This is a genomic window from Streptomyces sp. G45, from assembly GCF_049542095.1.
Classification (GTDB): Bacteria; Actinomycetota; Actinomycetes; order Streptomycetales; family Streptomycetaceae; genus Streptomyces.
Map to the genome: position 1 here is coordinate 2,834,821 of NZ_JBMUZU010000001.1, position 13,132 is coordinate 2,847,952.

At 71.0% G+C, this 13,132-nt stretch carries 14 protein-coding genes and 5 tRNA genes; 3 read left to right on the plus strand and 16 right to left on the minus strand.

Going from position 1 to position 13,132, the window contains the following annotated elements:
* Nucleotide 1 precedes the first annotated feature (1 nt).
* Genes ACOBQU_RS11205 through ACOBQU_RS11215 form a run of 3 tightly spaced genes read right to left on the minus strand, consistent with a single transcriptional unit; the run spans nt 2 to nt 3,117 of the window.
* A complete protein-coding gene (locus ACOBQU_RS11205; RefSeq protein ID WP_423626248.1) occupies nt 2-1,147 on the minus strand; it encodes a D-alanine--D-alanine ligase family protein in 1,146 nt (381 codons plus the stop codon).
* Nucleotides 1,148-1,207: 60 nt separating this feature from the next.
* A complete protein-coding gene (locus tag ACOBQU_RS11210) occupies nt 1,208-2,218 on the minus strand; it encodes an NAD(P)H-dependent glycerol-3-phosphate dehydrogenase (RefSeq protein WP_423626249.1) in 1,011 nt (336 codons plus the stop codon).
* Complete coding sequence (locus ACOBQU_RS11215) at nt 2,215-3,117, minus strand: lysophospholipid acyltransferase family protein (protein WP_423626251.1); 903 nt, start codon at nt 3,115-3,117, stop codon at nt 2,215-2,217. The genes ACOBQU_RS11210 and ACOBQU_RS11215 overlap by 4 nt, the downstream gene beginning before the upstream one ends.
* A gap of 209 nt (nt 3,118-3,326) precedes the next feature.
* On the opposite strand from ACOBQU_RS11215, the gene cofC reads away from it, so the two are divergent.
* Nucleotides 3,327-3,962, plus strand: coding sequence for a 2-phospho-L-lactate guanylyltransferase (gene cofC, locus ACOBQU_RS11220; protein ID WP_423626253.1), 636 nt, complete (start codon nt 3,327-3,329; stop codon nt 3,960-3,962).
* A gap of 143 nt (nt 3,963-4,105) precedes the next feature.
* The gene (locus ACOBQU_RS11225) at nt 4,106-4,309 is read left to right on the plus strand and encodes a hypothetical protein (protein ID WP_030676060.1); all 204 of its coding nucleotides are present in this window, start codon (nt 4,106-4,108) and stop codon (nt 4,307-4,309) included.
* 102 nt (nt 4,310-4,411) lie between these two features.
* Here the strand turns inward: ACOBQU_RS11225 and ACOBQU_RS11230 are convergent, their stop codons facing one another.
* The 4 genes from ACOBQU_RS11230 to leuC form a co-directional block, all read right to left on the minus strand.
* Nucleotides 4,412-5,107 carry an HU family DNA-binding protein gene (locus ACOBQU_RS11230; RefSeq protein ID WP_423626257.1) on the minus strand — a complete coding sequence of 232 codons (696 nt, stop codon included), beginning with the start codon at nt 5,105-5,107 and terminating at the stop codon, nt 4,412-4,414.
* A 161-nt stretch (nt 5,108-5,268) separates the two neighbouring features.
* Complete coding sequence (locus ACOBQU_RS11235) at nt 5,269-5,505, minus strand: hypothetical protein (protein WP_423626259.1); 237 nt, start codon at nt 5,503-5,505, stop codon at nt 5,269-5,271.
* 259 nt (nt 5,506-5,764) lie between these two features.
* Nucleotides 5,765-6,370, minus strand: a complete 606-nt coding sequence (gene leuD, locus ACOBQU_RS11240; RefSeq protein ID WP_423626260.1) for a 3-isopropylmalate dehydratase small subunit — start codon at nt 6,368-6,370, stop codon at nt 5,765-5,767.
* 6 nt (nt 6,371-6,376) lie between these two features.
* A complete protein-coding gene (gene leuC, locus ACOBQU_RS11245) occupies nt 6,377-7,801 on the minus strand; it encodes a 3-isopropylmalate dehydratase large subunit (protein WP_423626262.1) in 1,425 nt (474 codons plus the stop codon).
* A 193-nt stretch (nt 7,802-7,994) separates the two neighbouring features.
* Between leuC and ndgR the strand changes: the two genes are divergently transcribed.
* Nucleotides 7,995-8,711, plus strand: coding sequence for an IclR family transcriptional regulator NdgR (gene ndgR / locus ACOBQU_RS11250; RefSeq protein WP_423626264.1), 717 nt, complete (start codon nt 7,995-7,997; stop codon nt 8,709-8,711).
* Between the two features lie 176 nt (nt 8,712-8,887).
* Here ndgR and ACOBQU_RS11255 read toward each other — a convergent pair.
* From ACOBQU_RS11255 to ACOBQU_RS11295, 9 genes are all read right to left on the minus strand, one after another.
* A tRNA-Glu gene (locus tag ACOBQU_RS11255) sits at nt 8,888-8,963 on the minus strand.
* A gap of 37 nt (nt 8,964-9,000) precedes the next feature.
* Nucleotides 9,001-9,072: transfer RNA gene (locus tag ACOBQU_RS11260), tRNA-Gln, on the minus strand.
* 21 nt (nt 9,073-9,093) lie between these two features.
* Nucleotides 9,094-9,166, minus strand: a tRNA-Glu gene (locus ACOBQU_RS11265).
* Between the two features lie 62 nt (nt 9,167-9,228).
* Nucleotides 9,229-9,301, minus strand: a tRNA-Glu gene (locus ACOBQU_RS11270).
* 40 nt (nt 9,302-9,341) lie between these two features.
* Nucleotides 9,342-9,413: transfer RNA gene (locus ACOBQU_RS11275), tRNA-Gln, on the minus strand.
* A gap of 87 nt (nt 9,414-9,500) precedes the next feature.
* On the minus strand, nt 9,501-10,226 hold the full coding sequence (locus ACOBQU_RS11280) for an HAD family hydrolase (protein WP_423626266.1): 726 nt from the start codon (nt 10,224-10,226) through the stop codon (nt 9,501-9,503).
* A gap of 197 nt (nt 10,227-10,423) precedes the next feature.
* The gene (gltX, locus tag ACOBQU_RS11285) at nt 10,424-11,911 is read right to left on the minus strand and encodes a glutamate--tRNA ligase (protein ID WP_423626267.1); all 1,488 of its coding nucleotides are present in this window, start codon (nt 11,909-11,911) and stop codon (nt 10,424-10,426) included.
* On the minus strand, nt 11,904-12,680 hold the full coding sequence (locus ACOBQU_RS11290) for a fumarylacetoacetate hydrolase family protein (RefSeq protein ID WP_423626269.1): 777 nt from the start codon (nt 12,678-12,680) through the stop codon (nt 11,904-11,906). The genes gltX and ACOBQU_RS11290 overlap by 8 nt, the downstream gene beginning before the upstream one ends.
* A 177-nt stretch (nt 12,681-12,857) precedes the next feature.
* Nucleotides 12,858-13,037 (minus strand): hypothetical protein, encoded by a 180-nt coding sequence (locus tag ACOBQU_RS11295; protein ID WP_423635017.1) that lies wholly within the window; start codon nt 13,035-13,037, stop codon nt 12,858-12,860.
* Nucleotides 13,038-13,132: the final 95 nt, after the last annotated feature.

Sequence of the window (13,132 nt, forward strand, 5' to 3'; positions counted from 1 at the left end):
GTCAGCGCAACCCGGTAGACCGGCGAAGCGCCGCCTGAACCAGGCGGTCCACGAGTTCCTCGTAGGAGACCCCGCTCTTCTCCCACATCTGCGGATACATCGAGATGGGCGTGAACCCGGGCATCGTGTTGATCTCGTTGATCACGAACCGCCCGTCCTCGGTGAGGAAGAAGTCCGCGCGCACCAGCCCCTCGCAGGATGTGGCCTCGAAGGCCTCGACGGCGAGCCGCTGGACCTCGGCGGTCTCCTCGGGCGTCAGCGGGGCGGGCACGACGCCGGGCGTCGAGTCGATGTACTTGGCCTCGAAGTCGTAGTAGTCGTGCGCCTGCACCGGCGGGATCTCGGCGGGGACGCTGGCGCGCGGGCCGTCCTCGAACTCCAGGACGCCGCACTCGATCTCCCGGCCGCGGAGCAGCGCCTCCACGATGATCTTCGGGTCGTGGCGCTGGGCCTCCGCGATGGCCTCGTCCAGCCCCTCGAAGGAGTCGACCTTGGTGATGCCGATCGAGGAGCCCGCGCGGGCGGGCTTGATGAACAGCGGCCAGCCGTGCTCGCCCGCGAAGTCCGCGATCCGCGCGCGGGCGGCCTTCTCGTCGCGCTCCCACTCGCGCGGCCGGACCACCAGGTACGGGCCGACGGGCAGCCCGAAGGAGGTGAAGACCCGCTTCATGTACTCCTTGTCCTGGCCGACGGCCGAGGCGAGCACACCGGCGCCCACGTAGGGCACGCCGGACAGCTCCAAGAGGCCCTGGAGGGTGCCGTCCTCCCCGTAGGGGCCGTGCAGCACCGGGAAGACCACGTCGACCTCGCCGAGCGCCTTGGGCACCTGTCCGGGCTCGCTGAGGACGACGGCGCGGTCGCCGGGGGCGAGCGGCAGGACCACGCCGCCCTCGACCGACTCGGCGAGGTCGGCGACGTCCGGCACCCGGCGGTCGGTGATGGCCATCCGCTCGGGCTCGTCGGCGGTCAGCACCCAGCGGCCGTCCGCGGTGATGCCGATGGGCAGCACGTCGTACTTGGTCCGGTCGATGGCGCCCAGGACGGCACCGGCGGTCACCACGGAGATGCCGTGCTCCGAGCTGCGACCGCCGAACACGACGGCGACACGCGGCTTGCGGGGGCTCTGGGAGAGGTTCTCGCTGCTCATATCGGGTCGAGGGTACCCCTTGGCCATGGCTCCGTCAGTGTGCCGCCCGTGGCCGGAGGGTCAGCGGCGCTCCGGCTTGGCGCTGCGGGACATCAGTTCCTTGAGGGCCACCACGGGCGGCGTGCCCTCGTGGACGATGCCCACGACCGTCTCCGTGATGGGCATGTCGACGCCGTGCCTGCGGGCCAGATCGAGCACGGACTCGCAGGACTTGACGCCCTCCGCGGTCTGCTTGGTGACCGCGATCGTCTCCTGCAGGGTCATGCCCTTGCCGAGGTTGGTGCCGAAGGTGTGGTTGCGCGACAGGGGCGAGGAGCAGGTCGCCACCAGGTCGCCGAGGCCCGCGAGCCCCGAGAAGGTCAGCGGGTCGGCGCCCATGGCGAGGCCGAGCCGGGTGGTCTCGGCGAGGCCGCGGGTGATGAGGGAGCCCTTGGCGTTGTCGCCGAGCCCCATGCCGTCGGCGATGCCCACGGCGAGCCCGATGACGTTCTTGACGGCGCCGCCCAGCTCGCAGCCGACGACGTCCGTGTTCGTGTACGGGCGGAAGTACGGGGTGTGGCAGGCGGCCTGGAGGCGCTGGGCGACCGACTCGTCGGTGCAGGCCACCACGGACGCGGCGGGCTGCCGGGCGGCGATCTCCCGGGCCAGGTTGGGCCCCGTGACGACGGCGATCCGCTCGGCGGGGGCCTTGGTGACGTCCTCGATGACCTCGCTCATGCGCATCGCGGAGCCCAGCTCGACGCCCTTCATCAGGGAGACGAGGACGGTGTCGGGGGCGAGCAGCGGCGTCCAGGCGGCGAGGTTGCCGCGGAGCGTCTGGGACGGCACGGCGAGCACGGTGAAGTCGGCGCCGTCGGCGGCCTCGGCGGGGTCGGCGGTGGCGCGCAGGTTCCGGGGCAGCTCGACGCCCGGCAGATAGTCCGGGTTCGTACGCGTGGAGTTGACCGCGTCGGCCAGTTCGGCGCGGCGGCCCCACAGCGTCACGTCGCAGCCCGAGTCGGCGAGGACCATGCCGAAGGCCGTCCCCCACGAGCCGGTTCCGAAGACGGCGGCCTTCAGGGTTCGGGTCACTTGCTCTCCTCCGCGCTGCCTTCGGTACGGGCCGCTCCGCCCTTGGTACGGGCCGAACTGCCCTGCCCCGTAAGGCCGCTGGCGCTCTCGCTCGCGCCGTCGGCGCTGTCGGTGCTGGTGGTGCTGGTGCTGCTGGGCGCGGTGCCGTCGGCGCTGGCGACGGCGGACTGCCGTGCCTTCCGGCGCTGCGCGATCCGCGCCTCACGGGGGTCGTAGCGCTTCGGCGGGGCCTTCTCCCCGCGCAGTTCCTCAAGCAGCGTGGTGATGGCCGCCATGATGGCCTCCGTGGCGTCCTTCAGGAGCTCGGGGGTCATCTCCTTGTCGTAGAAGCGCTCCAGGTCGACGGGCTCGCCGACCAGCACGTGGTGCGTCTTGCGCGGCCACAGGGCGGGCTTCTTCGCATACGGCGGAAGGGCGTGGTTGGCGCCCCACTGGGCGATGGGAACGACCGGCCGCCTCGTCTGCAGGGCCACGCGCGCCACGCCCGTCTTGCCCGTCATGGGCCACAGGTCGGGGTCGCGGGTGAGGGTGCCCTCGGGGTAGAACGCGACGCACTCGCCGCGCTCGACGGCGTCGATCGCGGCCCGGAACGCGCTGAGCGCGTCGGTGGTCTCGCGGTAGACCGGGATCTGTCCGGTGCCGCGCATGACCGCCCCGACGAAGCCCTTGCGGAACAGGCTGTGCTTGGCGAGGAATCGCGGGACCCGGCCGGTGTTGTACTGGAAATGGGCGTAGACCAACGGGTCCAGATACGAATTGTGGTTCACGGCGGTGATAAAGCCGCCGTCGGCCGGAATGTGCTCCATTCCCCGCCAGTCCCGCTTGAACAGAACCAACAGCGGCGGTTTGCAGATCACCGCTGCCAGGCGGTACCAGAAGCCGATTCTGCGGCGGGACACTCGGACACCTTCCTCCATGAGCCTGGTCGGCCGCACAAGTGTCGCCCCAGGCTGCCGTCCTGTCGAGAACACCGTACGCCCACGCGTCCCCCGGCACCGCCCCACGAGCCCGCACGCCCCCTCTGACCGGCCCGTTCGCCCACCCCGGCACCCCCTGGGGCGCGCCCCGGGGGCCACAATGGGCGCCGACGCGAAGGACGGAGCCGCCCGTGCAGTGGACCCTGGTGATACCGCTCAAGCCCTTGGCACGGGCCAAGAGCAGGCTCACCCCGGCCGCGGGCGACGGTCTGCGCCCCGCGCTGGCCCTCGCGTTCGCCGAGGACACCGTGGCGGCGGCCCTGGCCTGCGCGGCGGTGCGCGATGTGGTGGTCGTCACGGACGACGCCCGGGCGGGCCGCGCCCTGGCCGCGCTCGGCGCCCGCCCCGTCCCCGACGCACCGGCGGCGGGCCTCAACGCCGCCCTGGCGCACGGCGCCGACCTGGCCCGCGGCGCCCGGCCCGACGCGCCCGTCGCGGCCCTGAACGCCGACCTGCCCGCGCTGCGCCCCGCCGAATTGGTCCGCGCGCTCGACGCCGCCGCGGAATTCCCGCGCGCGTTTCTCCCGGACGCCGCCGGAATCGGGACGACACTCCTGACCGCCGCCCCCGGCTCGGAATTGGACCCCCGATTCGGCGCCGATTCCCGCGCCCGGCACACGGCGTCCGGCGCCAGGGAGCTGCCGCTCGTGGACGTCGCGTCGCTCCGCCAGGACGTGGACACCGGCGACGACCTGCGGGCCGCGCTCGCCCTCGGGCTCGGCCCGCACACGGCGGCCGTGGCCGCGGGGCTGCTCATCCCGGACTGAGCGCCCGGCACTGAGCACCCGGCACTGAGCACCCGGCCGGGCGCACGCGTCGGGTACGCGGGCCGCGCACCCGGCCCGGGGCCGCCGCCCCGGACGGCGGGCTGCGCCGCGGCCCGCGCGCCGCGCTGAGTACGCTGCTGCGCATGCAGGCCACCGCGTACACGTACGACTCCGACACCCGCACCGGCAGCGTGCTGCTCGACGACGGCACGCCGGTGCCGTTCGACGCCCCGGCGTTCGACGCGGGCGGCCTGCGGCTGCTGCGTCCGGGCCAGCGGGTGCGGATCGAGGTGACCGGCGAGGGCGAGGCCCGCCGGATCACGCTGGTCACGCTCCAGACGTTCTGACCGACGCGCCCCGCGCGGGGCGCGTCCGGGCACGCCGCGGGCCGGGCTCCCCTGCGGGAGCCCGGCCCGGCGCGTGAGTACCTCGTGCCCTGGTGGCGCCGCTCAGCGCTTGCGGGCCGTGGTCTTCTTGGCGGTGGTCTTGCGCGCCGTGGACTTCTTCGCGGGCGCCTTCTTCGCCGTGGCCTTCTTGGCGGGGGCCTTCTTGGCGGCGGCCTTCTTGGCCGTGGTCGCCTTCTTCGCCGGAGCCGCCTTCTTGGCCGGGGCCGCCTTCTTGGCCGTCGTGGCCTTCTTGGCGGTGGTGGTCTTCTTCGCGGCGGTGGCCTTCTTGGCCGTGGTCGCCTTCTTCGCCGCCGTGGTCTTCTTCGCGGTGGTCTTCTTGGCGGCGGTGGCCTTCTTCGCCGTGGTCGCCTTCTTGGCGGTCGTGGCCTTCTTGGCCGCGGCCTTCTTCACGGTGGCCTTGGTGCCGCCGGACAGGCTGCCCTTCGGGGCCTTCTTGACCGCGACGTCGTTCTTCGGGAGCTTCTTCGAGCCGCTCACCAGGTCCTTGAAGCCCTGGCCCGCGCGGAAGCGCGGCACCGAGGTCTTCTTGACCCGGACGCGCTCCCCCGTCTGCGGGTTGCGGGCGTACCGGGCGGGGCGGTCGACCTTCTCGAACGAGCCGAAGCCGGTGACCGAAACCCGGTCACCGCCGACGACGGCACGGACGATGGCGTCCAGGACCGCGTCCACGGCGTCGGCGGCCTGCTGACGGCCGCCGAGCTTGTCGGCAATCGCTTCTACGAGCTGCGCCTTGTTCACGTCTTCCCCTTCGGAGACATTGCCTGAGCGAATGCGCCAGGCTTTTTCGCACGTTAGGCAGATATATACCGCAAATCAAACACGAAACGGGCTAATCACCCTTGTGCCGCAACGTCCTGAGCTGTTGAGGAGTTCCTCGCAGGCCCGTTGAGCCTTGTCGCTCAGTCGCCTTCGGGGATTCGTCCCTCGTCGACCTCGTCGAGGGACGCCATCAGTCGCTCCAGACGCCTTGCCGCATCGGGCAGATCGTGTTTGGCCGCGGCCGTAATGACCAGCAGCTTCCGGGTCAGCGCCATCCGTACGCCCTCCGGGACTTGCAGTGCGCGCACCCGGGAGTGCGCTTCCTTCAGTTGGTCGGCGACGAGTCCGTAGAGCTTGAGTTGGTCGTCGCGTCCCATGCACCGATTGTGCCATCTGGGGCGAGTTGTCGCCTCCGCAGGGGGTAACTACCCTCCCTCGGCGCCCTCCTGAGGATACCCGCACCCGATGGGTGCAAGGGGATTTCCGGCCTCTTCTACCCTACAGATCAAGGCAGTTGGGTCCACCCGTTCAGGTCATCCGGGTCATTCCGGAGCCAGACGCAGATGTACCCCCAACCGTCCACGATTGGGGGTACATCGGGTGCGGGCCGGGCCCGCGGCGGGTCGCGAGGGACCGTCAGACCTGCCCCTGGAGCTGTGCCGTGCTCGGCTTGTGGGCGGGGCGTCCGGCCTCGTAGGCGGCGATATCGGCCTCGTTCTGGAGCGTGATGCTGATGTCGTCCAGGCCGTTCAGGAGCCGCCAGCGGGCGTTCTCGTCGAGTTCGAAGTCCGCCGTGACGCCCTCGGCGCGGACTTGGCGGTCGCGCAGGTCGACGGTGATCTCGGCGGTCGGGTCGGCCTCGGTCAGGGCCCAGAGCCGGTCCACGACCTGCTGCTCCAGAACCACGGTGAGCAGGCCGTTCTTGAGCGAGTTGCCCCGGAAGATGTCGGCGAAGCGGGCGGAGATGACGGCCTTGAAGCCGTAGTTCTGGAGCGCCCAGACGGCGTGCTCGCGGGAGGAGCCGGTGCCGAAGTCGGGGCCCGCGACCAGGACCGTGGCGCCCCGGCGCTCGGGCCGGTTGAGCACGAACTCGGGGTCCTTGCGCCAGGCCTCGAAGAGCCCGTCCTCGAAGCCGTCGCGGGTGACCTTCTTGAGCCAGTGGGCGGGGATGATCTGGTCGGTGTCCACGTTGCTGCGGCGCAGCGGGACGGCCCGGCCGGTGTGCGTGGTGAAGGCTTCCATGGCTGATCAGACTCCGGCGGTCGCGGGGGTGTCGGTGAGGTCGGCGGGCGAGGCCAGGCGGCCGGTGACCGCGGTGGCGGCGGCCACCTGGGGCGAGACCAGGTGGGTGCGGCCGCCCTTGCCCTGTCGGCCCTCGAAGTTGCGGTTGGAGGTGGACGCGGAGCGCTCGCCGGGAGCGAGTTGGTCGGGGTTCATGCCCAGGCACATCGAGCAGCCCGCGTGCCGCCATTCGGCCCCCGCGGCGGTGAACACCTTGTCCAGCCCCTCCTCGACGGCCTGGAGCGCCACCCGCACCGAGCCGGGCACGACCAGCATCCGTACGCCGTCGGCGACTTTGCGGCCGTCGAGCACGGCGGCGGCCGAGCGCAGGTCCTCGATGCGGCCGTTGGTGCAGGAGCCTACGAAGACGGTGTCCACCTTGATCTCGCGCAGCGGCTGCCCGGCGGTCAACCCCATGTACTCCAGGGCCTTTTCGGCGGCGAGGCGCTCCGAAGCGTCCTCGTACGAAGCCGGGTCGGGGACGGCGGCCGACAGGGGCAGGCCCTGGCCGGGGTTGGTGCCCCAGGTGACGAACGGCGACAGGCTCGTGGCGTCGATGTACACCTCGGCGTCGAAGACGGCGTCGTCGTCGGTGCGCAGGGTCTTCCAGTACGCCACGGCGGCGTCCCAGTCGGCGCCCCGGGGGGCGTGGGCGCGGTCCTTGAGGTACGCGAAGGTGGTGTCGTCCGGGGCGATCATCCCGGCGCGGGCGCCCGCCTCGATGGACATGTTGCAGATGGTCATGCGGGCTTCCATCGAGAGCTTCTCGATGGCCGGGCCGCGGTACTCCAGGACGTAGCCCTGGCCGCCGCCGGTGCCGATCTTCGCGATGATGGCGAGGATGAGGTCCTTGGCCGTGACGCCCTCGGGCAGTTCGCCGTCGACGGTGATGGCCATGGTCTTGGGGCGCGCCATGGGCAGCGTCTGGGTGGCGAGGACGTGCTCCACCTGGGAGGTGCCGATGCCGAACGCGAGGGCGCCGAACGCGCCGTGCGTGGAGGTGTGGGAGTCGCCGCAGACCACCGTGGTGCCGGGCTGGGTCAGTCCCAGCTGGGGGCCCACCACGTGGACGACGCCCTGCTCGACGTCGCCGAGCGGGTGCAGCCGCACTCCGAACTCGGCGCAGTTCTTGCGCAGCGTCTCCAGCTGGGCCCGCGAGACCGGGTCCGCGATGGGCTTGTCGATGTCGAGGGTCGGAGTGTTGTGGTCCTCGGTGGCGATGGTGAGGTCGAGCCGCCGCACCGTGCGCCCCGCCTGGCGCAGGCCGTCGAAGGCCTGCGGGCTGGTCACCTCGTGCAGCAGGTGCAGATCGATGTAGAGGAGGTCGGGCTCGCCCTCGGCGCGCCGGACGACGTGGTCGTCCCAGACCTTCTCCGCGAGTGTCCTACCCATCGCTTTCCCTCCGACCGGCGTCGTGCGCCGACCCAACTAGAGAATGAGAGTTCGCCGACGCCGTACCCCTCGTAGCTCGCGCCGGGGCGTCGGCCGCGGGTCCGTTGGTCCGCGGCCCGCGCTCCTCACAGGGTGGCGGGTTCCTGGGAATTTTGAACTTGCGTTTCACAGAGTGAGACGCGAGTATCGTTGCATGGACAACTCTAGCGGCGTAGGCGTTCTGGACAAGGCGGCCCTTGTCCTGAGCGCTCTGGAGTCCGGTCCGGCCACCCTCGCGGGCTTGGTCGCGGCCACGGGGCTCGCACGACCCACGGCGCACCGTCTCGCCGTGGCCTTGGAGCACCACCGGATGGTGGCGCGGGACATGCAGGGCCGGTTCATCCTCGGCCCGCGCCTGGCGGAGCTGGCCGCGGCGGCGGGCGAGGACCGCCTGCTGGCGACGGCGGGCCCGGTGCTCACGCACCTGCGGGACGTCACGGGCGAGAGCGCGCAGCTGTATCGCCGCCAGGGCGACATGCGCATCTGCGTGGCGGCGGCGGAGCGCCTGTCGGGCCTGAGGGACACGGTCCCGGTGGGGTCGACGCTGACGATGAAGGCGGGCTCCTCCGCGCAGATCCTGATGGCCTGGGAGGAGCCGGAGCGGCTGCACCGGGGCCTGCAGGGCGCCCGCTTCACGGCGACGGCCCTGTCGGGCGTACGGCGCCGGGGCTGGGCCCAGTCGATCGGCGAGCGGGAGCCGGGCGTCGCGTCCGTCTCGGCGCCGGTGCGCGGCCCCTCCAACCGCGTGGTGGCCGCCGTCTCGGTGTCCGGCCCCATCGAGCGCCTGACGCGGCACCCGGGCCGGATGCACGCCCAGGCGGTCATCGACGCGGCCAGCCGCCTCTCGGACGCCCTGCGCCGCGCGAACTGACGCCGTCTGCGCGCTGATCTCCGTACGACTGTCCGTGCGACCCGTACGACGTGCCCCACTCCCCTCGCGGCTCCAACGCCGCAGTCGCGGGCGGGAGTTGGGGCACTTCCGTATCCACCGGCGGCCACCGGTGGCGGAGCGACGCAAAAGGCCCTCCCCGCGAGGGGAGGGCCGTCTGGTACCCCCGACCGGATTCGAACCGGCGCTACCGCCTTGAGAGGGCGGCGTGCTAGGCCGCTACACAACGGGGGCGAGGATCTTGCGGGCGGTAGACCGCCGCAGATCCGAGCTGGTCTACCAGGACTCGAACCTAGACTAACTGAACCAGAATCAGTCGTGCTGCCAATTACACCATAGACCAATGATGGTTTAGACCAGTTTGTACCCCCGACCGGATTCGAACCGGCGCTACCGCCTTGAGAGGGCGGCGTGCTAGGCCGCTACACAACGGGGGCCCTAGCGATCCTGCATCGAGGTCAGGGGGAGCTACCCTCACTGTCCTCGCGGGAAGGATCTGTACCCCCGACCGGATTCGAACCGGCGCTACTGCCTTGAGAGGGCAGCGTGCTAGGCCGCTACACAACGGGGGCTTTGCGGACAGGATCCGCAGGTGCAGAAGAGCTCTGCGAGCTGGCCTACCTGGACTCGAACCAAGACTAACTGAACCAGAATCAGTCGTGCTGCCAATTACACCATAGGCCACTGGAACGCAACCCCCGGGAGGGGTTCTGTTCCGGTTGCGCTTCCCGGCCGGACCTTTCGGCCCTCTCGGGCGGCGCAGGAAGAACATTACCCGAAGGTGGACGGCGCTCCAAAACGGGTATGCGGGCGCAGCAGCGCGGGCAGCTCCGTGAGGCCCGTGATGCGGTGGACGCCCGACGGCCCTTCCCGGGACGCGCCGTTGCGGTCGAGCCAGATGCCGAGCAGTCCGGCGTCGCGGGCGCCGCGCGCGTCGATCTCCGGTTCGTCGCCGACGTACGCGATCTCCTCGGGGGCGAGGTCGAGCGCGGCGCAGACGGCGTGGAAGGCCTCCGGCTCGGGTTTGGAGACGCCCAGGTCAGCGGCGCACAGGACGGCCTCGAAGCGGTCGCGCACGCCGAGGACGCGCAGCTTGGGGTCCTGCACGGCGAGGGCGGAGTTGGACAGGACCGCCTGCCGGAAGTCCCCGGCGAGGGCGTCGATGACCGGCAGGGCGTCCGGGAACAGGGCCCAGGCGGCCTCGTAGTGGGCGCGGTAGCGGTGGAACCAGGCGTCGGCCTCGGCGTCGTCGAGGGCGGCGCCCACGAAGTCGCGCACGCGGTCGCGGCGCTGGCCCTCGAAGTCCACCTCACCGGCGCCGAAGCGGGCCCAGTGCCGCCGCGTGAGGTCCTTCCAGAGGGCGAGGGCGCGCTCCGCCGTGCCGTATCTGGCGAGGGCGCCCTCGGCGGTGAGGTGGGCGCGGATGCCGACGGTGTCGGCGGTGGCGTAGTCGAAGATCGTGTCATCGATGTCCCAGACCACGGCTCTGATCGTCATGACACCGACGGTAGCGGCCCCGCCCCGACCGGCTGGGGGCTCGGGGGTTATCCCCCGAAGAACACAGCGTCGATGTCCCAGACCGCGGTGTCCACGACCACGGCCCCGGCCGTCACGGGGCGAAGGTACGCCGAAGGGCCCGGGAGCCGATGCGGCTTCCGGGCCCTTCGGGGGGTGCCTGCGCGCACCCGCGGTGCTTACGCGGTGAGCTTCGCCAGGGCCGCGTCGATGCGGGCCAGCGCGCGGTCCTTGCCCAGGATCTCCAGGGACTCGAAGAGGGGCAGGCCGACCGTGCGGCCGGTGACGGCGACGCGGACCGGGGCCTGGGCCTTGCCGAGCTTCAGGCCGTGCTCCTCGCCCGCGGCGAGGACGGCCTCCTTGAGGGACTCGGGGGACGTCCAGTCGGCCGCCTCCAGCTTGGCGCGGGCCGTGGTGAGGAGGGCGTCGGAGCCCTCCTTCATGGCCTTGGTCCAGGAGGCCTCGTCGAAGACCGGCTCCGGCAGGAACAGGAAGTCGACGTTGTCCGTGATCTCGGAGAGGACCTTGAGGCGGGTCTGGGCGTGCGGGGCGATCGCCGCCCAGGCGGCCTCGTCGAAGTCCTCGGGGGCCCAGGGGGCGTGCGGGGCCTTCAGCCAGGGCTCGCAGGCCGCGGCGAACGCGTTCACGTCCAGCATGCGGATGTGGTCGGCGTTGATCGCCTCGGCCTTCTTCAGGTCGAAGCGGGCCGGGTTGGAGTTCACGTCCGCGAGGTCGAACTTCGCGATCATCTCGTCGATCGTGAAGACGTCCTGGTCGGCGGAGAAGGACCAGCCGAGCAGGGACAGGTAGTTCAGCAGGCCCTCGGGCAGGAAGCCGCGCTCGCGGTAGAGGTTCAGGCTCGCCTGCGGGTCGCGCTTGGAGAGCTTCTTGTTGCCCTCGCCCATGACGTACGGCAGGTGGCCGAACTGCGGGATCTCCTTCGCGACGCCCAGCTCGATCAGTGCCTTGTAGAGCGCGATCTGGCGCGGGGTGGAGGAGAGCAGGTCCTCGCCGCGCAGGACGTGGGTGATCTCCATCAGGGCGTCGTCGACCGGGTTGACCAGCGTGTACAGCGGGGCGCCGTTGGCGCGGACGATGCCGTAGTCGGTGACGTTCTCGGCCTGCACGGTGATCTCGCCGCGGACCAGGTCGGTGAAGGTGGTCGCCTCGTCCGGCATGCGGAAGCGGATGATGTGGCTGCGGCCCTCGGCCTCGTACGCCTGCTTCTGCTCGGCGGTCAGGTCGCGGCACGTGCCGTCGTAGCCGGACGGCTTGCCCGCGGCGCGGGCGGCCTCGCGGCGGGCGTCCAGCTCCTCGGTGGTGCAGTAGCAGGGGTAGGCGTGACCGGCGTCGATGAGCTTGGCGGCGACGTCCTTGTAGATGTCCATGCGCTGCGACTGGCGGTACGGCGCGTGCGGGCCGCCGATCTCGGGGCCCTCGTCCCAGTCGAAGCCCAGCCAGCGCATGGCGTCCAGGAGCTGCTCGTACGACTCCTCCGAGTCGCGGGCGGCGTCCGTGTCCTCGATGCGGAAGACCAGGGTGCCCTCGTTGTGCCGGGCGTAGGCCCAGTTGAACAGGGCGGTGCGGACCAGGCCCACGTGGGGGTTGCCGGTCGGGGAGGGACAGAAACGTACCCGGACAGCGCTGCCGGGATTCGCGTTAGCCACGCTTGATCACCTTATTGGTGAGAGTGCCGATGCCTTCGATGGTGACGGCGACCTCGTCGCCGACGTGGAGGGGGCCGACCCCTTCCGGGGTGCCGGTGAGGATGACGTCGCCGGGGAGCAGCGTCATGGCCTCGGAGATGTTGACGATCAGGTCCTCGATGGAGTGGATCATCTGGGAGGTGCGGCCGAGCTGGCGCTGCTGGCCGTTGACCGTGCACTGGATCGTCAGGTCGCCCGGGTCGAGGTCCGTCTCGACCCAGGGGCCCAGCGGGCAGGAGGTGTCGAAGCCCTTGGCCCGCGCCCACTGCTTCTCGCGCTTCTGCACGTCACGCGCGGTGACGTCGTTGGCGCAGGTGTAGCCGAAGATCACGTCCCGTACGCGCTCGCGCGGCACCTCGCGGCACATCCGGCCGATCACCACGGCCAGCTCCGCCTCGTGGTGCAGCTCCTCGGAGAACGGCGGGTACTGGATGGCGTCGCCGGAGCCGATCATCGACGTGGCGGGCTTGAAGAAGGCGAACGGGGCCTCGGGGACCTCGTTGCCGAGCTCCTTGGCGTGCGCCGCGTAGTTCCGCCCGAAGGCCACGATCTTGTGGCCGATGACGGGGGCGAGGAGGCGCACCTTGCTCAGCGGGACCTTCACGCCGCTCAGCTCGAAGTCGGCGTAGGGACTGCCCTTGATGATGTCGACGACGAGCTCGTCCGGCTTGTCGCCCTCGACCGCGCCGAAGGCGACATTGCCGTCGATGGAGAATCTGGCGATACGCACGTGGACAGTGCCCTTTGCTTGTGCGGGGGATCTGGGTGGATCCAGTCTATGGGGCTTCGCCCCTCTCCCCCTTTTTCGCCGCTTCGCGGCTCGCCCTCACTCGCCGCTCGGTCGACCTCAGGCGTCCTCAGACGTTCTCAGGCGCCCTCGATCGCCGGACGGGCTCACACGCTCCGCTTACGGGGCTTCGGTGAGGATGGTGCGCTTGGGGTTGGCGGTCTGGGTGGGCAGCTCCACGGGGTGCTCCGGCTGCTCCGCCGCGGGCTTGACCTCGTCGGCGTCCTTGAGGTGCGCGAGGGTGGTGCGGCGCGGGTTGGCTATGTTGCGGAACATCAGCGTCGACTTCACAGACTTCATCTGCCGTTCTGGCCCTGTCGGTCGGGGCGCCCCGTGCGGGACGCCGGGTTGTCGGATTCGCCATCCCTGTAAAGCGTCAGGCTAAACATGCAATT